20 protein-coding genes and 1 pseudogene are annotated in these 21,556 nt (G+C 37.9%); 9 read left to right on the forward strand and 12 right to left on the reverse strand.

Annotated elements, in window-relative coordinates:
* Positions 1-10 precede the first annotated feature (10 nt).
* The gene (gene manA / locus PSI14_RS05105) at positions 11-1,183 is read right to left on the reverse strand and encodes a mannose-6-phosphate isomerase (protein ID WP_273574768.1); all 1,173 of its coding nucleotides are present in this window, start codon (positions 1,181-1,183) and stop codon (positions 11-13) included.
* Between the two features lie 172 nt (positions 1,184-1,355).
* Between manA and fumC the strand changes: the two genes are divergently transcribed.
* Positions 1,356-2,750, forward strand: coding sequence for a class II fumarate hydratase (gene fumC / locus PSI14_RS05110; protein ID WP_273574769.1), 1,395 nt, complete (start codon positions 1,356-1,358; stop codon positions 2,748-2,750).
* A gap of 341 nt (positions 2,751-3,091) precedes the next feature.
* Positions 3,092-4,207 carry an RICIN domain-containing protein gene (locus tag PSI14_RS05115; protein ID WP_273574771.1) on the forward strand — a complete coding sequence of 372 codons (1,116 nt, stop codon included), beginning with the start codon at positions 3,092-3,094 and terminating at the stop codon, positions 4,205-4,207.
* A 22-nt stretch (positions 4,208-4,229) separates the two neighbouring features.
* Here the strand turns inward: PSI14_RS05115 and tus are convergent, their stop codons facing one another.
* The gene (gene tus / locus PSI14_RS05120) at positions 4,230-5,156 is read right to left on the reverse strand and encodes a DNA replication terminus site-binding protein (RefSeq protein ID WP_273574773.1); all 927 of its coding nucleotides are present in this window, start codon (positions 5,154-5,156) and stop codon (positions 4,230-4,232) included.
* Positions 5,157-5,435: 279 nt separating this feature from the next.
* Here tus and PSI14_RS05125 point away from each other — a divergent pair, with 279 nt between their 5' ends.
* Positions 5,436-6,068, forward strand: a complete 633-nt coding sequence (locus PSI14_RS05125; protein WP_273574775.1) for a helix-turn-helix domain-containing protein — start codon at positions 5,436-5,438, stop codon at positions 6,066-6,068.
* 41 nt (positions 6,069-6,109) lie between these two features.
* Here PSI14_RS05125 and PSI14_RS05130 read toward each other — a convergent pair whose 3' ends face one another.
* Complete coding sequence (locus tag PSI14_RS05130) at positions 6,110-7,387, reverse strand: MFS transporter (protein ID WP_370688815.1); 1,278 nt, start codon at positions 7,385-7,387, stop codon at positions 6,110-6,112.
* A gap of 132 nt (positions 7,388-7,519) precedes the next feature.
* On the opposite strand from PSI14_RS05130, the gene PSI14_RS05135 reads away from it, so the two are divergent.
* Positions 7,520-8,425: a LysR family transcriptional regulator gene (locus PSI14_RS05135; protein ID WP_273574776.1), complete on the forward strand. Its 906-nt coding sequence runs from the start codon at positions 7,520-7,522 to the stop codon at positions 8,423-8,425.
* Between the two features lie 292 nt (positions 8,426-8,717).
* A complete protein-coding gene (gene bioD, locus PSI14_RS05140; RefSeq protein WP_273574777.1) occupies positions 8,718-9,398 on the forward strand; it encodes a dethiobiotin synthase in 681 nt (226 codons plus the stop codon).
* 154 nt (positions 9,399-9,552) lie between these two features.
* On the opposite strand, the gene PSI14_RS05145 is transcribed toward bioD, so the two are convergent.
* The 3 genes from PSI14_RS05145 to ydfG form a co-directional block, all read right to left on the reverse strand.
* A complete protein-coding gene (locus tag PSI14_RS05145) occupies positions 9,553-9,873 on the reverse strand; it encodes a DUF1161 domain-containing protein (protein WP_273574778.1) in 321 nt (106 codons plus the stop codon).
* 33 nt (positions 9,874-9,906) lie between these two features.
* Positions 9,907-10,269, reverse strand: coding sequence for a DUF1283 family protein (locus PSI14_RS05150; protein WP_273574779.1), 363 nt, complete (start codon positions 10,267-10,269; stop codon positions 9,907-9,909).
* Between the two features lie 140 nt (positions 10,270-10,409).
* Positions 10,410-11,156 (reverse strand): bifunctional NADP-dependent 3-hydroxy acid dehydrogenase/3-hydroxypropionate dehydrogenase YdfG, encoded by a 747-nt coding sequence (ydfG, locus tag PSI14_RS05155; RefSeq protein ID WP_273574781.1) that lies wholly within the window; start codon positions 11,154-11,156, stop codon positions 10,410-10,412.
* 162 nt (positions 11,157-11,318) lie between these two features.
* On the opposite strand from ydfG, the gene PSI14_RS05160 reads away from it, so the two are divergent.
* The 3 genes from PSI14_RS05160 (at position 11,319) to PSI14_RS05170 (ending at position 14,745) form a co-directional block, all read left to right on the forward strand.
* Positions 11,319-12,101, forward strand: coding sequence for a hypothetical protein (locus PSI14_RS05160; RefSeq protein ID WP_273574783.1), 783 nt, complete (start codon positions 11,319-11,321; stop codon positions 12,099-12,101).
* Between the two features lie 252 nt (positions 12,102-12,353).
* Entirely contained in the window at positions 12,354-13,721 is a 1,368-nt protein-coding gene (locus PSI14_RS05165; protein ID WP_273574785.1) for a DUF3472 domain-containing protein, read from the forward strand.
* Between the two features lie 556 nt (positions 13,722-14,277).
* Positions 14,278-14,745 (forward strand): NUDIX hydrolase, encoded by a 468-nt coding sequence (locus tag PSI14_RS05170; RefSeq protein WP_273574786.1) that lies wholly within the window; start codon positions 14,278-14,280, stop codon positions 14,743-14,745.
* Positions 14,746-15,000: 255 nt separating this feature from the next.
* Here the strand turns inward: PSI14_RS05170 and PSI14_RS05175 are convergent.
* From PSI14_RS05175 to PSI14_RS05190, 4 genes and pseudogenes are all read right to left on the reverse strand, one after another.
* Positions 15,001-15,153, reverse strand: a pseudogene (locus PSI14_RS05175) (helix-turn-helix domain-containing protein); the annotation flags it as partial.
* 272 nt (positions 15,154-15,425) lie between these two features.
* A complete protein-coding gene (locus PSI14_RS05180; protein ID WP_273574787.1) occupies positions 15,426-15,914 on the reverse strand; it encodes a DUF2846 domain-containing protein in 489 nt (162 codons plus the stop codon).
* Between the two features lie 318 nt (positions 15,915-16,232).
* A complete protein-coding gene (locus PSI14_RS05185) occupies positions 16,233-17,195 on the reverse strand; it encodes a carbon-nitrogen hydrolase family protein (RefSeq protein WP_273574788.1) in 963 nt (320 codons plus the stop codon).
* A 182-nt stretch (positions 17,196-17,377) separates the two neighbouring features.
* A complete protein-coding gene (locus PSI14_RS05190; protein WP_273574789.1) occupies positions 17,378-18,562 on the reverse strand; it encodes a DmpA family aminopeptidase in 1,185 nt (394 codons plus the stop codon).
* A 116-nt stretch (positions 18,563-18,678) separates the two neighbouring features.
* Between PSI14_RS05190 and PSI14_RS05195 the strand changes: the two genes are divergently transcribed.
* Positions 18,679-19,590, forward strand: a complete 912-nt coding sequence (locus tag PSI14_RS05195; protein WP_273574790.1) for a LysR family transcriptional regulator — start codon at positions 18,679-18,681, stop codon at positions 19,588-19,590.
* Between the two features lie 9 nt (positions 19,591-19,599).
* Here PSI14_RS05195 and PSI14_RS05200 read toward each other — a convergent pair whose 3' ends face one another.
* Both PSI14_RS05200 and PSI14_RS05205 read right to left on the reverse strand, forming a co-directional pair.
* Positions 19,600-20,751: an MFS transporter gene (locus PSI14_RS05200; RefSeq protein WP_273574791.1), complete on the reverse strand. Its 1,152-nt coding sequence runs from the start codon at positions 20,749-20,751 to the stop codon at positions 19,600-19,602.
* Positions 20,752-20,979: 228 nt separating this feature from the next.
* Positions 20,980-21,465: an ASCH domain-containing protein gene (locus PSI14_RS05205; protein WP_273574793.1), complete on the reverse strand. Its 486-nt coding sequence runs from the start codon at positions 21,463-21,465 to the stop codon at positions 20,980-20,982.
* Positions 21,466-21,556 lie beyond the last annotated feature (91 nt).

Genomic DNA, 21,556 nt, shown 5'->3' on the forward strand with positions numbered 1-21,556 from the left:
TGAATCTAATTTAATTAGATACCTTGGCTATTTTCCCATTGCCATAAACAGTTACAGATTTCTCTATAGCAGATAAAAAGATTGATTCACCTGAGAATAATCTTAATTGCTGATTATCGGTGCTGATAACAGCCCACCCTTCAACGCAAAATAGAACTGAAGCTGAATCATTTTCTAATGAGATTAGCTGTTCTGCAACAGAATAAACAGAAAAACAAAAATCATTGACAGGAACAGGGTAATTCAAGGCGTCTTTTTCCTGTTTTGGCTCGGTTAGCAAAGTATCGGTAGATTTTGGAATAAAATCCAGATTAGCCATTAATTCGGGAACGTCAATATGCTTGCTGGTTAAACCAGCACGCAGAACATTATCAGAATTGGCCATGACTTCCAAGGCCACACCATCAAGATAAGCGTGAGGGGTGCGGGCATATAAAAACATCGCTTGACCAGGTTTGAGTTCAACCACATTGAGCAAGAGTGGGGCAAACAGTCCATTATCATCTGGATAGAACGAGGTCATTTTTTTGATGGTGTCCCACGGCTCGCCTTGATGACTGTTCAATGCTGACTTTAAGACAGCAATTGCCAAGTACTTCTGGTCGCCTTGCATATTCAATAGCTGTGAAAATAGAAATGATAAGCTTTGCTCAGTTGGATGCTGGAGAAATGTTTGAATATCTGGATGTGCGGTAGAAACGTGACCCAATAATTTCGCAATCTCAGATAAAGGCCTAAAAGCATTCATGGCCTTGAACGGTGTCAGTGCATAGACCAATTCAGGTTTGTGATTATCGTCTTTATAATTGCGCTGTGCTGAATCTAAAGGGATTGCCTGTATATTTTCTCTGGCAAAGCCCATTTCTGCGGATTTTTTGTCAGGATGCACTTGAATAGATAGTGGTTGAGCGGCACACAGCACTTTGAACAAAAAAGGCAAACGCTGGAATTGTCGGGCTACTTTTTCACCAAGATATTTCTCCGGTTCTTTATCGATCAAGATATTCAAGGCAATGGTTTCGCCTGTTTGAGGATCAGCGACCAATGAACTACATTTCGGATGTGCTCCCATCCATAATTCTGCCATTGGTTGACTATCAGGATTCTCGATACCGTAGATATCCGTCAGGGCGGTTTTACTTCCCCAGTCATAATGTTGGATGTTGTTGGTCATTTTCAGCATGGCGGAATTTCCTATAATAAAAAAGTAATTTATTTATAGACAACAATACAATAAACACGATTGGGTCGCATTATCGATATTAAATTTATGGCATGATAAAAAAGTGCCGACTAATTTATCTGCAAAGTTTGTTCCGGCGTATTCAATTATTCTGTGTGCTAAGGAGATAGTAATGGCAGCCACTCGCATTGAAAAAGACTCAATGGGACCTATCGCAGTACCTGCTGACCAATTATGGGGGGCGCAAACTCAGCGCTCACTGGAGCATTTCCGCATTTCTCAGGAAAAAATGCCTGTTGCATTGATTCAGGCTCTGGCATTGACTAAACAAGCAGCGGCCAGCGTCAATATGGATCTAGGTCTTCTGCCTAAAGAGCGTAGTGATGCAATCATCGCTGCGGCAAAAGAGGTGTTGGAAGGCAAACACCCAACAGAATTCCCTCTTGCTATCTGGCAGACTGGTTCGGGAACTCAAAGCAACATGAATATGAATGAAGTGTTGGCGAACCGTGGTAGTGAGATCCTTGGTGGTGAAAGGGGCAATGAACGTCTGATTCATCCTAATGATGATGTTAATAAGAGCCAAAGCTCTAATGACGTTTTCCCTACTGCCATGCATGTTGCGGCAGTGATTGCAGTACGTGAACATTTGCTACCAGAGTTAAAAGTGCTACAAAAAACTCTGGCAGATAAAGCTGAAGCATTTAAAGATATCGTAAAAATTGGCCGTACTCACTTACAAGATGCAACTCCACTGACCTTAGGCCAGGAAATTTCCGGCTGGGTCGCTATGTTGACACATAACTTGAAACATATTGAAGATAGCATTCCTCATGTGTGTGAACTGGCTCTGGGTGGTACAGCGGTAGGAACTGGCCTGAATACTCATCCTGAATATGCAGTTCGTGTTGCGCAGAAAATTGCTGAATTATCCGGTCAGCCGTTTGTAACTTCACCAAATAAATTTGAATCGCTGGCAACTTGTGATGCGTTGGTTCATTCGCATGGTGCATTGAAAGGTTTGGCTGCATCATTAATGAAGATTGCTAATGATGTTCGTTGGTTAGCTTCTGGCCCTCGTTGTGGAATTGGTGAAATTTCCATTCCTGAAAATGAGCCAGGTAGCTCCATCATGCCAGGTAAAGTGAACCCAACTCAGTGTGAAGCGATGACCATGTTATGCGCTCAAGTTATGGGTAACGATGTGGCTATCAATATTGGTGGTGCATCTGGTAACTTTGAATTGAACGTATTCCGCCCGATGGTTATTCATAACTTCTTGCAATCCGTTCGACTGCTGGCGGATGGTATGCGTAGTTTTAATGAGCATTGTGCTATTGGTATTGAACCTAACCATGATCGTATCAACCAGTTGCTGAACGAATCACTGATGCTGGTCACTGCGTTGAATACTCATATTGGCTACGATAAAGCTGCAGAGATTGCCAAAAAAGCGCATAAAGAAGGCTTGACTCTGAAACAGTCAGCTCTTCAGTTAGAATATTTAACTGAAGCTGAATTTGATGCGTGGGTTCGCCCAGAAGATATGGTTGGTAGTATGAAGTAATGCTTGTTATGAGCAGATAATTTACTGATGTTACTGAATTAAAAAACCGGAGAACATTTACTCCGGTTTTTTATTAGTGAGATGTTGGAATTCCTTAAATTACCGCCATTCTAATTTCACCTTATCCACAAGCATATTTGCCTTGTGGAACGATATACTTTGTGCTATTTCTTTCAGGTACTATTCGTATAATACTTGTACAGTACCAAGTATCCAGTGTTGTACAACTTCCTCAATTGATCTTCTTGATCATTGAAACATGGCTTTTCTCGCGTCCCGCGTATTTGCGTGAGCAGCATACACTTTGCGCTTGTTCGCTATCATTTCAATAAGGATTAGTTATGTATAAAAAAATTATTTTATTCTGCGGTTTTTTGTTAATTTATTCTTCTTATGTGTTATCAGGGCAAGCCCCTGGGACATATACACATTATAAATTTGGAAATAATGTCCCAGAATTCGATTCTTTCGATTTCTCAATTACAGTAAATAAAGATCCCGGATATACTGCCAGTATATTTTGGGCCGGTCAGTTTGGTCTAATTGGCATATCACCTTCACCTTCTGTTCTATCCGGAGGTTATACGGGGTTGCAAAGTAATGGTGAAAGTAAAAGGACATTTATATTTTCTATCTGGAAGGCAACGGCGGCGAAAGTCGGCAGCAAAGGGAGTATTTGTAGTAAATTTTATGAGGGTGGCGATGGGTATAGTTGTAGAATGCATCTTGATTGGAAGGTAGGCCATCCTTATCTGTTTCACGTTTCCTATGATGGTGATAGCTGGTTATCAGTTAAAGTTACTGACCTTGCTGATAAGACCTCGTTTATACTGGGTAGTATAAAAACACCAGCTACAAAAATATCTCCATTAAGTATAATAAATTGGTCTGAGTATTATGAGGGGAGCGATCCTAGGGCAACTTGCCTTGGGCAGCCATATAGCAAAGCCACTTTTTCATTACCAGTGGGTTATTCAGCCGGGAATAAATCTATAGCTGAAATAACATCGGTAAATACTGGTGGAGACTGTAAGGACTTTTCTAAAATTACCACAATAAATTCTGGCTCTATTCATGAGAATGGAATTGGGAATTCATTACGTGGGGTTATAAAAAACAATAAGTTGTGCCTTAATATATCAGGAAATATTGGAGAAGGTGTTAATATAAACACATCTTATTGCTCTAGGAATTTCAAACAAAGTTGGGTTTATTCGAAATCGCACTATATAGAAACACTAAGAAATTACTGTTTAGCCGATGATGGTGGGATAAAACTCAAAACATGTATACATGACACACCGGGTTTGAAATGGGAAATAAAAAATAACGAGATAAGAAAAGAGAATACATCATTGTGTCTTACTAACAATGGTTTTGGCAGCAATGTAACATTAAGCCCATGTAATGGATCTCCCAGTCAGAAATGGGATACATTTGATACTGCCGTCAACTGACGGCAGTATTTCTTCTTGCATTTTAGATTTCTTTGTAGAGATGTAGGCGGGGAATTACTAACTCAAGTGGCTTGGCCTTAGGCTTATATCTATATTTAATTGCATTGGCGTTGTAGTTAGACAGCATACCGAGTTTAGGTTTGATTTCTTTATTTTCCGTATAAAAAACAATCACCGGAACTGGACAAGCATATTGAACTTGTTTTTGTATTTCTGAATACCATACACGGGTAATCGGTTGTACTTTAACTGGCCGTTTGATTTTCAATACCACATCATCAGGTAATTTCTTGATATCTGTAATCTCTAATGCCATCAATGCTGCCCATTGCTCACTGGAGTAGGGAGGAACTGCTCTTCCCGCATTATGGCTTTTTTCCAGCCTTTCCAGAACTTGTTGTTTGGTAATCTTATTAATAATGTTCTTATTGGCCCAACCAAAGTTAATGGAGTCAGGGTTTAATAGGTGAGTGATAGTACGATAGGCATTCAGTGTAATGAGGCCTCGCAAATGTTCATGAACAAATTCAAACCGTTGCTCTTTTCTGACGCCTGATTCTTTGGTAACGATATTTTCCAGCTCTATTTTTAACTGATTTACTTCGTCAATGATTCTCATTGCTTCTTTATATTGCTGGTGGTTGACAGAAAAGCACAATGCTCCGGGAAGGCGGCTCGCAGCTTTGCTGCTGATATTAGGATTGTTATGATGTATAAATAATTTCTGGTAGAAGCGTAAACCTACATCGAGTGCTTCATCTCCCTGTAATAGATTGACCATAATTTCGGTCACTTGTTCATGTTCTTCGCCTTTCTCTATTTTAGGTAATTCAAATATTCGGGCATCAATAAGGGGGTAGTTCATTAACAATCCAACCAGCTCAGACAGTTTTTCTTCTTGTTTTTTGAAACAGGTTGTCAGTGATTCTATTGAAAGATATTTATTCATGAATATATTCTCTGTTATTGTCAGCCGCTTACAATACCTACTTAGTTACAACATACTTATAAGTCTAACCATAATCTACAAAAATCTCCACAACAAAATCAAACAAACGCTAAATAATATATAAAAAATAAAAAACAATTATTGCAGGAGAAATTAAAATCATGGTAATAAATTAACTTATTTTAATGGGTTAATTGTACGGTCATTTACTTTATCAAACATAATTTCAATCTTCATTATTTTATTGGAAGGGTGAGTAATTCAAAAAGGTTGTTAAATATGAACAAGTTAATCAAGCCTCTAGATTCCTTCAATGAAGTTATTAATGTATTATTGCCACACTCTGAACTGATCACAACAGATTTATTAACACAAGGAAAATCAATTAAAATAGATAGTGAATTTCTTAAAATTTTCTTACTAGATCAAGGGTATGTCAATATACGTAGAATAGATGATGAGTTAATCATTGCGACGCTTTTTTCACCTTATGTTATTGGTTTGTCTTTTTATCCTGGTGCAGGAATTTATTATTCCATTGAATTAGGGGGAAATTGTAAGATTTATCAGATTCCTCGCAGTAGTGCGTTAAGTACTATAAGGACACACAATCTCTATAAAGAGTGGTTGAGAATTTTTTCCTATAAAATGTCTTTTTTATATGCAAGAGATATTAGTATTTTTCGTCATAATAATAGAGAGGTTGTATATAATTTATTATCTCGTTTGATGAATTCACCAATGGAATTCAGAAAAAATATTACCGTAATTAAATATATAGAGCAAAGATGTACGATTTCACGCAGTTGTATACAACGTGTATTACTTTCTTTAAAAAAAGAAGGATGCATTGAACTTGTTAATGGATATTTAGAAAAAGTCTTATCATTGCCGACTCAATCTTATTATTGAAGATGATGATTGAAAACAGAAGACTATGTCGGCAATTGTAATTATTTTGATAATTTATTGAGTTTGAAGCCTAGATAGAGAGCAACAATAGTTAATAATGAAATAAATGCGGCAACACCGTTCCAGGAGAAATGGCTCCAGAATACTCCACCTAATGTCCCTGCAATACTAGAACCAGAATAATAAAAGAATAAGTAAAGTGATGAAGCTTGCGCTTTTGCTCGCTTGGTTCGTTGACCAATCCATCCACTAGCAACTGCATGGGCGGCAAAGAAGCCCGTTGTTAGTATCATCACCCCCAGAATTACTACCCATAGAGGAGAAAATAGGGTGATTACGCAACCAACCAACATTGTACTAATAGCCATTAACAATACTTTTCCTCGTCCATGTTTACTTGTTAATGCTCCAGCTTTAGTGGCGCTATAGGTTCCTGTTAGGTAGACAATAGATAGTAATCCAATGGTAGTCTGACTTAAATTATAAGGTGCTTCTGATAATCGATAACCAATGTAATTAAACATGGTAATAAAGCCCCCCATAATCAAAAAAGCTTCAGCAAATAGAAGGGGAAGACCTTGATCACGAAAGTGTATCTTCAAATTTATAAGCAGCGTTTTAAGCTTTACTGGGCTTGACTTAAAATGCTTAGATTCTGGTAACAGTTTCCAAAATGCAATAGAAGAGATTAAAGCAAAAGCACCTAATAAGATGACTGCAAACCTCCATGAATGGTGATCTGTGATTACACCAGTAATCAAACGTCCACTCATTCCTCCTATTGAGTTACCACTGATATAAAGCCCTATTGATAAGGCGACATAACTGGGATGAATTTCTTCACTTAAATAGGTCATTGCAATCGCAGCAACTCCGCTGACCGATAAACCTACTAATGCGCGGATAAACAAAATTCCGTGCCAACTCGATACTACCGCACTTAAGAGAGTAAAAATGGCGGCAGCAACCAGTGATATTACCATGACATTTTTACGGCCAAGTGCATCAGATAAAGGGCCTGTGATTAATAGACCCAGAGACAACACCCCAGTAGTAAGTGATAGAGCCAAACTACTATTGGCCGGTGAAATATTAAATTCTTTTGACAAAATAGGCAAAATAGGTTGGATAAAGTAGAGCAATGCAAAAGTTGCCAGCCCAACGGTAAAGAATGAGAGAGTGACACGTAGGTATGTAGTCTCTTCACGTTGAATGTAATGCTGTTGACTTTTTTGTCTTGGATTAATCGTGTTTTCAACATCTCTTTTAATAACGCCAGAGATTGCTGATTTTTCACTGACGCTTTGGGTTGTATTCACGCTACTTCCTTATCTATATAAAACAAATGTTAACTACTTGATTTAGATCAAGGATAGGAATTCAAAAATATTTTGTCTAATATATTAATCGTCAGGAATAATATCTTAAAAGTATCAATTGGGTGATAGATAATGACGACTAATATTGAACTCAGGCATTTGCGTTATTTTATTGCTGTTGCGGAAGAATTGCATTTTGGGCGAGCAGCAGAACGGTTGAATATCTCACAACCACCATTAAGCCAACAAATCCAGTCTCTGGAAGCAAATATAAATGCCAAGTTACTGGTGCGTAATAACAGAAATGTCAATCTGACACCTGCCGGACGCATGTTTCTTCAGGAAGCATATCAAATCATTGCTCAGGTTGATGCGGCCGCTATCAAAGCGGCCAGAATGCAGCAAGGAGAGTTAGGGGAGGTATCGATTGGTTTTACGTCCATCGCACCTTTTATGCAAAAAGTGGCACTTAGTTTACGTCAGTATCGGGAACGTTATCCTGACGTAGCCATTCATATGCATCAAATGAATACCAAACAGCAAATAGCCCCTTTGCAGACAGGTCGGATTGATATAGGGATTATGCGTAATACATCATTACCCGATAATTTAGAACATCAATTACTCTTCAGAGAACGTTTTATGTTGGCCGTTTATAATGGACATCCTTTACTGAAGTACGCTAATGAGGGTGTTGATTTGGAAATGCTATCTGATTTCCCATTAGTATTTTTTGAGCGTGATGTAGGGACGGCATTGTACGATGAGATTATTTCCTTATTGGCCAATGTAGGAGTGGTTCCAACGATTTCTCAAGAAGCAGGGGAAGCAATGACAATACTAGGATTGGTTGCTGCGGGGTTGGGAGTAAGCATTATTACTGAATCATTTATCCGAATGAAACTGGATGGAGTTCAATATCTGCCTTTAGCGAATAATCCTGCTTACTCTGAAGTTTGGCTGGTCAAACATAAAAATCGTAACAATAGCCCTGCGGCAGAGCGGCTGACCAATCTCCTGATCTCAAATATTGTGTAAGAGTCTTACAGGTAAGATTGTTTATCAAAAGTAATAATCACTATAAGTTCGCGCATCACACGAGAACTCAGGGTAGGGAAGAACTATAAGAATCTTATCCAGCTTGTCATTGATGAGAATGTTGGCGCAGGAAGATCGCGCTTATACAAGGATAAGGATAGCGCACATCACGCAAAACATTGAGCTAACTCAATCCCTACCTCAAATACATCTTCTACACTCTCAACCTACTCGCTAAAGAGAGTAACCGGTCTATCTGGTCTGTTCTTATGGAAAACGGAAAAATGAATTTATGTTAACGCGCTTATTTGTTACAGGCACGGATACCAACATCGGTAAAACAGTTGTTACCCGCGCATTACTGCAAGTTTTTAATCGTGAAGGAACAACCGCAGTAGGATATAAGCCTATTGCGACAGAAAAAAGAGAAACTCCGGAGGGAATACGTAATCGTGATGCTTTGGTCATACGTAAATCTTCACCGGTTCAAGTGGATTATGAAGAAATCAACCCAGTTATTTGGGAAAGCAATTATGAAGAAGGAAATCGTGCTGATTTTACTCAAATGACAAAATGCCTAAGAAATTTAGAGCATAAAGCAGATCGTGTAATCATTGAAGGTAATGGTGGGTGGCGTATGTTACTGGAAGATGAAACATTTTATTCTGATTGGGTTGTGCAAGAAAAGCTTCCTGTCATTTTGGTCGTCGGCATTCAGGCTGGTTGTGTTAATCACGCCATTCTAACAGCCCAATCCATCATTAATGATGGTGTACCTTTGATTGGTTGGATTGCTAACCGCATCAATCCCGGACTAGCTCACTACGCTAAAATATTGGACAGGTTACGGTGCCATATAACCGCTCCGCAGTTAGGGGAGATACCTTATCTTTTAAGGCCAGAAGAACGCGATTTATCTTGTTATTTGGATGTTGCCGCAATATCGGCATTTGATTTATCCTTTAATGAATAAACTTCACACATAGTTATTTTACATATAATCCTTTTACATATAGTTCTTTACATGTAACTTTTTGATTATTAAAAAAGGAATAAAAAAGGGAGCATATTTTGCTCCCTTTTTATCTTTCCGATAATGCCCCTGATACTATGTCATTTAAAGAGTATTACTCTTGGCTTTTCTTGTCGCTTGGTGCTTTATCAGGGGTCATGTTAGTGTGAGAAAAACGGATATAAACTATTTTTTTCTTCCCTTGATCACAATGGCCAACAATTTTTCCATTAGTGGTGTTGTCTTCATTAACTTGATCACTAGGGACTAAGTCAAGCCTAAAATCCGTTTCAGAAACACCATTTTTAATGATTTTCTGCGCAATTTCTTCTTTCAGGCTTTCACATGTTACCTTTTGTGAAGTTTGCTCTGCATGTACTGCAAAGGAAGAAAACGCAAAGAACAAAGCTCCAGTCAGCAGGATCTTTTTCACCATCATCTCCTTATATTGACGTCGGTGTTGAATCTATCAAGGTTTAATCGGGCGACCTGTATTGATATCCAGGCAACGCTTTGTGCTTGGTTCCCAATAAGCATTAATGTTGGCACTCTTCAAACAGGTATCACGATTATCAACTTCCACTTCGTACTTATCAAACTCTTTCTCTCTACGTTTGTCTACTTTCTGACGCAGTCTTCTCTGTTCATTCCATTCTTCTCGGCTTTGACGAGCCGCTTCTCTGCTCATGGAATTTTCGCCGCCACCATTGATGGTTATACATGTACTTTCTGTCGTACAAGGCGTGGAAAATGCTGGCATTTGCCAGAAGAGAGAGAAAAGTAGGGCAATAGCCAAAATGCTTTTAACAATCGAAGAACTATGAATGTTCATGCTTGAACCTCTTTCACTATACCGTTTACTAACTATATACCGTTTATTCAACATACTATTTGCTAAGCTATAATTATAAGACTATATCATTTAACGAGACTGCTAAAAGTATCAGATTTATTGTCAACCCTACTTAGTAACTAGCTTCTATGTATGTTTAAACCCGCGAATGACTGACAAACTGGCATCATCTCCAATGTATTAATATTGACACGAGAAGGCAGGTTAGCAACCCAAAATACAGCTTCTGCAATATCATCTGTTGTTAATGCGTTAGCACCTTCATAAGTTTTATCTACTTTTTGCTCATTACCTTTAAAACGGATATGAGAGAACTCAGTCCCTCTGACAAGTCCAGGCTCAATATCAGTAACTCGAATGTTCTTTCCATGTAAGTCAGATCTCAACCCTAAGCTAAATTGCTTGACAAAGGCTTTGGTGGCGCCATATACATTGCCACCTGCATAAGGCCAACTTGCTGCGGTGGAACCAATATTAATGATATGTCCGTGGTTGGCTTGTACCATATTAGGTAACAAAGCCCGTGTCATGTTCACTAATCCTTTTGTATTGGTATCAATCATTGTTTCCCAGTCATCAGGATTAGCTTGGTGAGCTGGTTCTAATCCTAATGCAAGCCCTGCATTATTCACAAGAACGTCTACATTACGTAGAGTATCTGGTAATTGCTGAACTGTATGTTCAATTGCGGTGCGATCTCTGACATCAAGTTGAATGGGGTGGAAGTTTTCCCCTAATTCGCGCTTCAACTTATCTAATCTATCTTGACGACGCCCTGTTGCAATAACTACCGCGCCATGTTTGATAAATTTTCTCGCAATCGCTTCACCGAAACCAGAAGTTGCCCCTGTCACAAAAACAATCATAATTATCCTCTCATCTGCGAATTATTATCATTAATAACCCTATTAGTAGAAAAATTTATTTCTTATTAGTCAAGGTTGAATTATTTCTCATGCTATTAACATTTTGTTTTTAAAGTAAATTATTTATTAAGTGACATAAGGATAAATACATAATGGAAAGGCTTGATTGAAATAAATAACTATAATAAATTATCTGCAATGAAATTATATAGAGTGCTAAAATTTATTATAGATAAAAGTGAAAAACCAGGAGGAAATATGCCTTTTTTTCAACCATTTAAAACGTATCTTGAGTCAGAGGATCTTGTATATGGTTTAAATACAAAGAGAAACGAATATGCCATAAAATATCCAGCTTTCTGCCATTTACGCGATAAGAGTCATTTCTCAATAATTGACAGATATTCAATTACTCCAGAAGAAATTGAAATGCGGAAATGTTTTGGAACAAAAATCCCACCTAATCAAGAAAAATTTACAAAATCGATAGAAAATCATCATAAATACAAGGTATTGCAGTTTGCTATGAAAGATAATAGAACGTCGAAATTTGATATTGATTGGAATAAAAAGTGTATTTCCTATACTAAAAAAGTGACAAAGAGAAAATGTAAAGCTGGGTTATCTTGGTACTCTCTTTCACTAAACCACTCATGCATTCATTTTATTTTAGACGGAATAGATATGGAGAGTGTTATCTACAAACATTATGAGAAAAAGATGAAGAAAGGGACTTCATATACCGGCAGTGAACTGAGATGGATATATCGAAACAGGAAAGATCCAAAAGTTAAATCTTGCATCCAATTTTGGCGAAATGGTCAGCCAGTTTTCCCACCTTGGGTAGAAGGAAAAGATGCTCATTTATGGCAGGACTACCAGCCGAAATTTGAAAATACTGAAATTGAGGTTGGGGAATTTGCTGAAACCGTATTGAACCTTTAGGGTAAACATAATGGTCAGCTAAATGCGAACCTGAATACGACGAACTGAATGGCAATAATTCGATTAAACAAGAAGCGGCCCATTAACTTTTCTAATAGACCCTTTCTTGCCTGATTGCCGCATTCTTGGATTCTGATTAGTTTTCTCGTTAGAACTTCCACGAATGCGGATACAAAGACAGCAGTATTGAACAAGGGAATATATAGATGACATAGAATTGTAAACGTTATTTTAACATGAAGGATGTAAATTATGTTCAAAAAAGCGACTATAGCAATGATATTACTCAGTTCAATGGTCATGAATACATTTGCAATTACTCCATCAGGAGGATGGAAACTAAAAAATGATTCAACAAATGTTAAGGATTATTTTATGCGGATTGATGTTGACTCAGGAGAAACTTATCTTGATAAGGGATATGCTCCTTCATCCGTGTATTGGGCAGAATATATTACATTCAATAATGCCAGTGGTGGATACCTTGGTTTACAACGAGCTGGCGGAAATAAGAAAGCATTAGTGTCAATTTGGGGTGGGCTTGATGCAAAACCTGGAATTCTACCTGTTGTATATTGCTATGAATCTGGGGCTTGTTCTAGTGTGAATGGAACTTATGATTGGAAAGTTGGACATAAATATCGTTTCCGCGTTGAGCAAAGTCCAAGAACAACTTCAGATGATACAGGAGATTGGTGGCAAGTAACTCTGGCAGATCTGACTACAGGTACTCTTGACATATTGGGAGAAATAAAAACCCCAAAATGGGGAGGACTTAATCGTCTTAATGGTGTCTTTCTTGAGTATTTTTGGGGGCCGTATGAGTGCAATACGTTAAGACATGCAAAAGCCACTGAAGCTCAAATAAAAGGAGATTATGGGCAAGACAGTTTGTTAGAGTCGTCAAATGGTAATTCTTATGGTAATTCTGATCCTTGTAATCAACAATACATTCTGCCAGGAATGGAGCCTAAAGATTACGGTTCATCATCATGGGATACGAATGGTACGTTGACTCTGCTTGGTAACAATTATCGAGGTATTCATAAGTGGGGAACTTATCAAAATCACGCTAATAAAAGAATGATGTTTGCCTCAAATCCCAACAGTACTGAGCCATACATTTATGAAGCATTGCATGATGGAAGCTATGGAGATTTTCCACCTAAAGGAAGTGATAATCAAGACTGGAAATCAATCGGCATAGGTTATCCAATCATAAATGATTTATATTTCCGTAACCAAAGAGTATATGAATGGAATGAGCGAAATAATTCATATGTCAATATTGGAGACTATTTTATTTATCACAATACATACAATACAGATACTGAGTATTTTAAACTCAAAAAGGCGAGGGCTGGCTATTTTCCTATTGATAAAACAAATAATGATTCTTGGGAATACGTTGGGCGATATCCGAAAAAAGATGAGTTACTATCACCCGATTTACCTGTTCATCAATGGGATGATGCAGATAGAACAGGAAAAAAAGGGTGGTTGTATTATGATCCTTCCACAAAATTGTATTTTATTTTGAAATCCGATGGTGATTATTGGTATTTTCCAACTTCAGCAGAAGATAACAAATGGTGGCAGTTTGCAGGGTATCACACCTAATTGATTAATGTTAATCATCCTTAGTTCAGTTCACCTAATCGGTTCAATCCATTGAATACCGCTCCAGCGGTGTGATCTTGAATATTCAACCATAGCAGAGATTGATGCGCCTTATTTAGTTACAACATTCTTTTATCTTTATCCCCCAACACCCAAAAACAACTTTCACCAATACCTAAGAGAGACTGAATAGGGGGAAACCCTCCCTTGTCCTGCCAAGTGGTCTTTTCGCAGACTGCTTGCAACGCGAAAGCCGAACGGTCGAAGATGAGTATTTAAATCAGGTGATATTGTTAAACTTAAGTCAGAGGCGGTCTTAAAATGATGGTTGATGGATAGGCTCGTCAATAACGCGGCTGTTGAATTTTTGGTGCACATTATTTACGTGGTATCCAAAGACATGATAACTTTGCTACTACAGCATATGTCAAGGCTAAGTTAAAATGTCCACAAACTGTTAGCTGTAAATAATAGGTGAATACAGATAAAATATTACAACAATGTTGCTATTATCATTTAAGCTAATTCCCCATTTATAGTTAAAAGGAAATAAGATATGCGTATTCGCTGTTCAGCACGTTTGCTGATCATTAGCCCGTCTAATCGAGTATTATTGTTTAATTTTGTACATAATGACGATGCATTAGCCGGTCAGTCATATTGGGCTACGCCTGGGGGAGGCGTTAAAACAGGAGAGTCTTTTGAACAAGCCGCTATTAGAGAACTTCGTGAAGAAACAGGTATTCGAAAAGATAATGTTGGACAATGTGTTGCTCAAAGAACATTTGAAATGATTCTCCCTAGTGGAGAGGCTGTTTTAGCAAAAGAACATTTTTATATCGTAAAGTTTGATAAAGAAGATATCAACACCACTGAATGGACTGAAAATGAAAAAACAGTTATTAAACACCATCATTGGTGGGATATCGACCAACTTATCAATACGTTGGAGACTGTTTATCCCAATGATATACCAGAAATATTTTTTACCGCGGTAAAAAACAATATCCTTCAGGAGCCATGACAGTGCTCCTGAATCTTTCTTCTGAGCGAGATTGAAGAGTGACTATTGCACTGTCAGAGATTTTGATACTCTTCTGGACTCTCGCCAAGTAAAAATATTATCAAGATTATCATCAAGATCGAGTGGACGGTGGACATCAAAATCATGTCGAGGAACTTTGGCAAAACAGAGCAAGTGGTTTACCGTATTTTTCCAAATATCCTCGTGTCGATTCTGATTTGATAAACCGTAATTGCATTAAGCGACTAGTCGCGTTATCGCAGCTGCACCTGATTCACGATAACGGTTAACGAGTCTCTGTACTTGCCGCTCAGTGAGTTCCAGTTGAACCGCCGCATCACGCCGCCTTAGTCGTTTCTCTGAAACGGCCTGAATAACGTTAATCCGATTTAATCCTTTATCTGACATAGTCACTAACATCCGAATGTCCTGATTGCAGCTAAAAGGTTTTATCCTTTATGTCGCAAAAAGTGACATTACTATATTGGTGCTACAGCATTGGTTCGCATAATCTATATTATGTTAAATTAAGTCATTTGCGACCTTGCAAAAATAACTAATCTAGATCCTTCTAGGTTAGTTATTTTTAATGGAGTTCCCTTTTTTCGCGTAATTGGTTCCAGCCTTTAATATCTTTAATGATAATGACTCGTACCACCATTGTGTACCATGCGTACTTACTATTGTTTCTTTCGGTAATCGCAATGTCCTTCCTTTGCAAGATGAACATCTGCCTTAGATATCACCCTTTTCCCTTCTTCCTCTGTTGACACATTTAGATTAGCCCCGCTAACAAAAACTCCCATTTTTATGTATTGTCTTATGAAGTAATTTTTTCCAGATTCGGTAAAAATAATTAGATCATTAGGGGAGAACTCTGATTCGGTGGATATTTTGTGGTTTTGGTTACCTGATACTTGTGTGTAGAAAAACGTTTTATCCGCTGTTTCTCCAATACACTTTCCATCAACATAAATGTCTTTCTTTAGAGCCTTACCGACAAAACTATCGCGGTAGATATATAAACCAGATTTGCTTTTCTCTGGTACAAGGAAACTTTTAGCTTTTACTGATTCTTGTTCAGTTGCAAGAGGTACACTGGCACAACCACTGAGAAGTAAAGTGCCTAAAAGAGAAGCTGATAAAAGTAATCTTTTAATATTCGTCATAAAAACAGAACCTTTTATATAAAAGTAAAAATAAATTTGTATTAGGTTAAATAATCCACAATGATAAATTATTTCATATCCCTTCCTTTATTTCTGACCTTCATTTTTGAATAAGTATAAAGCACCTATCTCACCTCACATTAAGGTGCTTTATTACACTCTTGTTCCAACCCAGATGAAATAGTCGCCCTTCCCTATCAAAGAATAGCTACCCATCATCTATATTGCGAATATTCGGTGTTTTTTCACTTTTTCTTTTCTTGCCCATTGAAAGGAAAAATAATGGTACTTTGCTGAATCAGATATTCCCGATACACGCTATTCGATTTCTTTGATAATCGCAGGTTGACGGCGTGTTTTATCCAAAAGAAGACAGGTAACATCGGGGCGTGAATAATGCCCTACAGGATCTGCAATGGCTTTTGCTAATGTAATAGCACTCAGATCGATATCAGCGTACAGCACGCCTTCTTCGTTAGGAGGTAGTGGCTTAGCAAGCTGTTTGCCGTCTGGTCCGTAAATACAGGCATAGCCACCACCAGTCACAAGCAGAGATTTATGCGCTTCAGTTTGGCACATCATGTCAACCATTTCTTGTGAAACTAAAGCACAGGCACCAATGAAAAAACACTGGCCTTCTAGTGCATACACATTACTGATAGCAGTATTCATTTCACCTGATAGAGCATGAACATGCCCTTTATAAATGGAAAAACTTGGCCAGGAACCAATATGTATTTGTTCATTCTGAGAAAACATAGCGTATTTCGACAATGGTTGGATATGCTCCCAGCAGTTTAAGGCACCAACTTTACCAAGAGTTGTTTCAATAACATTTAAGCTACTACCATCTCCTTCCCCAAAAATTGCTCTTTCTACATGTGTGGGCTTCAATTTTCTTCGTGTCAGTAGTGTTTGCCCCGTTTGATCGATAATAGATTGAGATATGTAAAGACTACCATTATCTTTTTCACTGAAACCAAGTACTACCATAATATTATTGTCAGCAGCAGCCTGCTCAATTCTTTGATATTGCTGGCTATTGATAACTAATGAATTATTGTGATATTGCTTGAGGAATTGCATACCCCAGAGCGGTGAATCCAGCCATATGAACCAAGGATAGCCCGGTATCCAAGTTTCAGGGAAAGCAATCAATTTAGCGCCATAGTTGGCTGCAGACTCAATGAGTGAAATAGTTTTTGCAACAGTTGCTTCTAGATTGAGGAAAATAGGGGCAGCTTGAACGGCGGCTACTCGATATATTGTAGTTATTGACATGACGGACTGCCTTATTGTTAGGAAAATAGTCTCTTGATTGCTCAGAACAGCAATAGTTAAACATGATTTTATAAGCGTTACCGACTTTGCTTTCAGATTTAGAACCTTTAATCAAAGTTGGTAACTATCTCCTTTTAAAATCATAATATCAGGTCTGAACTAATTCATTTCAGGTGGTTATTTTAATCATCCAAAAGTACATTATGTTCTTTTAATATTTTCTTAACTTTCTCTTTAGGCAGAGAATACGAAGTATTGCCATTTCGTCCAACCATTTTTTTTGCTGCGATCATAGCATTAATTATTGCTTCTTCTGTTGCATTTATTGTTGCCTCATACAAAGGATCTAGTTTGTCATTTGGCAGTATTTTTATTGTTCTGACTTCCTCTCTAGAAAATGCATCATTATTTGCAGTTGAAAATGCAATAAATATCTCACCGCTAGTATTTCTAGCAACACCACCTACTCTTGCAAGCCCAAGAGATACCCTTTTAGCTATTTTATCTAATTGGTGAGGAGCCAATGGTGCATCAGTGGCAACCACCACGATGATAGAACCAGCATCCTTTAGCTTTTTCTTACCTCCATGATAGATCGGGTTAAGTTCCTTTATTTCTTTACCAACTGGAACTCCTGCAATAATCAAGTCATCTCTATCACCAAAGTTGCCTTGAACAAGAATGCCAACAGTATGCCCTCCATCTTTTTTATCTAAAATTCGCGATGAAGTACCTGTACCTCCCTTGAAATTAAAAAGGTTCATCCCAGTTCCACCACCGACATTACCTTCTTCTATCGCCCCTGACTTGGCATTATTTAACGCGTTATATACATGTTCTTTTTTTACGTGCATACCGTTTATATCATTTAATATTCCATCCCACGTTTCTGTAACTACAGGCAATAACCAAAATAAATCATCTTTTAGTGGCGATACTAGATTATTATCAATCATCCAGCTAATTGTTGAGTCTCTAACAACACCAACACTATGCGTGTTAGTGATTAATATTGGCGTTTCCAAGAAACCACTTTCTTCAACCCATTGACTACCAGTCATATCTCCATTTCCATTTAAAGAGAATATACTAGAAAATACAGGGCTAAATTTCTTTCCTTTTGGCAATATAGCTGTCACACCTGTTCTTATTGGGCCTTTTCCAATTTCTAGCTTTCCATCACCTTTTATGATGGTTGAATAACCCACTTTTACACCACTAACATCTGTAATCGCATTGTACTTTCCTGTTATTCCAGAGAAAGGAATACCTAAATCCCTTGCTCTAATCTTATTGGCTAAAGAATTAGAAGTTATCATTGTCGATATAGATAGAATCATAACATTCAATATCTTCCTATTTTTCATAAATCCTCCTTATGTCATTTTATTTAGTACCAAGAAATTACACTAGTTGACCTCAGCTACAGATAATATAGGCTGAATATTCATTAATACATTGACTGATATAGATATTCCTAAATATGCGTAGAAAAGATCATTTTGGTGGAATAACGGCGTTTGTTATAACAGCACAATTAGGAAGTTTCACTGCTGCGGCAGAACGCCTTGGTTTGACAAAATCAGCTGTAGGAAAAAGTGTCGGGCGGCTTGAAGATCGCTTGGGGCTTAAGCTTTTTCAGCGTTCAACACGCAGTTTGAGCTTGACCCCAGATGGGGAAGCCTTCCTGATAAGTTGTCAGAGCGCCATTGATATTCTCGAACAGGCTGAAGCCGTACTTACTTCACATATTTCTCATCCTTCAGGACGACTCCGCATTGATTTGCCTGCCGCGTTTGGTCGTCAGCGAATACTCCCTGCTCTTCTGAAAGTTGCCAGTGATTACCCTGAGCTGTCTCTGACCGTTTCATTTAGTGAGCGCTTTGTTGATTTAATTGAGGAAGGCATTGATCTTGCTATACGTATCGGTGAACTTTCTGATAGCAGCGGTCTGATTGCCCGTAGATTGACGACTCAAAAACTCGTCATTTGCGCAGCACCGAATTATTTATATTTTAACGATGAACCTAACACTCCAGAAGAATTGAGCCAGCACCAGTGTATCGTGGGATTTCGTAGGGATCAGCCAATATCTTGGTTATTGAAAGAAAAGAACGGCAAGATTAAACGTTACGCACCACCAGCAACTTATGAATTTGCTGATGGTGATGCAATGTTGACAGCTGTTCTGGCAGGTTGCGGATTTGCACAACTGCCATTATGGATGGTGGGAAAGTACCTCAAAAGCGAAGAACTCAAAGAGGTGTTACAAGAGTATTCAGGTATCGAAATCCCGATTAGTGCATTATGGCCGCAAAACCGTCAATTGCTACCCAAAATACGCTATGTCGTAGATACTCTGGTTGAAATGGCGGGAAATGGCTTACTGGATTAATTTTAGCAATTACTTTTCAGGTATTTTTTTAATGTAAATACTGAGAAAAGCCAGTAAAGAAAAGAGGATGCTACTCAGAACAGTCGTATGAACTCCGAACTGTGAAAGAAACCATCCTCCAATTACAGAGCCAATGGTAATACCTAAATTCGCAAAAGAAATATAAAGGCTGTTGGCAAGCTCTGGAGCTTCATTAGCTTCTTGCATAATCCAAGTTTGGCTAACTACCAGACCGGCTGAATGCAACCCACCCCAGAAAATCGTCAGTATACACATAGCTATCGGTGAGAAGCCTAAATACCAGACTTGGATATAGAGGAAAATTAATAAAATAGGATATGCATAAGTTGTAATTACAACATTTTTTTGCAGGAAGCCACTAAATACAAAGTTACCAATAAAGCCACAAACACCAAATAGGATCAGAATCATACTGATTGAATCATTATCAAACTGAGTGATTTTCGCAAGATAATCAGCTACGTAGCTGAAATTTGAAAAGGTTGCGGAAAAAATCAATATCACAGTGGAAATTGCCAGCCATAACTTTCCCTTACGCAGTATATTTAATTGTTTGATATTAATACCACCTTTTGTCGCAGGGAGAGAAGGAACAAACAATAAAATACCGACAAAAGCCAACGCACAAGTAATTGCACTAAAATAAAATGCCGCGCTAAGTGATAGATGTTCAGCTATAAATGAGCTCATTGGCATTCCTAATACCATTCCAACGGCAACTCCAGAAAAAACCTTTGCCGTTGCACTTGCACTTTTTTCTTTAGGAACGGCATTCACTGCGATTACAAGAGCAACGGCAAAAAAGACAGCGTGTACCAGCCCCGGAACTATCCTGAAAGCAAGCATCAAATTAAAGAGATCTGTTGTGGCGTAGATTAGATTAGAAATAACAAATAAAAGCAGGATAGTGAGAAGAACATATTTCTTGTTATATCGAGATAACATTAGCGTTATAAATGGGCCTGTTACAGCCACAACAATGGCATAAACACTCACAAGGAAACCAACTTGAGTCGGTGTCACATTTAATTGTGCTTCAAGCTGAGGTAATAGCCCAATGACGGCGATTTCAGTAGTAATAATACCGAAAACTGCAATGGACAACGTCAATAACAGCATAGAACTTTTATTTTGCATCATGAGAACCCATTATCATTTTGATTTCTAAATTGTTGGTTTTTAAATGTAAGTGGAATAATGGCAAAACACCTGTAAAAACAGAAGGATACTTTGGTCTACTGTCTGTAGACATAATTTCTTCAATGACTTTTAATTAATGGTTTTTAATTAATAGATTTAAAGCCGCAGCATGGCGGCATTCGAATGAGTTTTTGATGGGTGTTCTAAAGGAATAAGGTAAAGCTGAAATTATGAAGAGAAATTCTCAATGACTTTAAATTCAATAACGACAATTTCCATATCTGGCGAAAAATCGCCTATTTTTTCAAAAAAACGTTGATGCTCTAATTGCCAATGAAGCAAACTTCTATCTCCCTCACCTTCTTTCCATGCCAGTTCTTCTGTCATTTCTGAAAATCGCATTAAATACATGGCAGTGACTCTGGCAACACAAACAGGATGTTCTCTACTGTCGAAGACAATATAGGGATTGCCAACTGTAATTTTGCCATCCTCTGACTCATCAGAATGATAAGCGTAAAATGGGCAAGTCGTCGCTGTTTTAATACCTTTGGCAACCAATTCAGCTAATTCATCATGCATAGCGGCTGAATCACCAAACACCCAACGTCCTGCTTTGGGATATTTACTTTTCATTACTTCAATAGCTTTATCTGTTTTCATATTATCTTTTAGATGTTTCGTTAAGTTTAACGTGGGTTTATTTACTAACATAATGACACCATTTATCACCACAACTTTATGCCAACTATATGACACAGCTTCATATTATAAGATTAATAAATGTAATGATTACTGAGTTTGG

This window comes from Xenorhabdus anantnagensis, assembly GCF_028598555.1.
Classification (GTDB): domain Bacteria; phylum Pseudomonadota; class Gammaproteobacteria; order Enterobacterales; family Enterobacteriaceae; genus Xenorhabdus; species Xenorhabdus anantnagensis.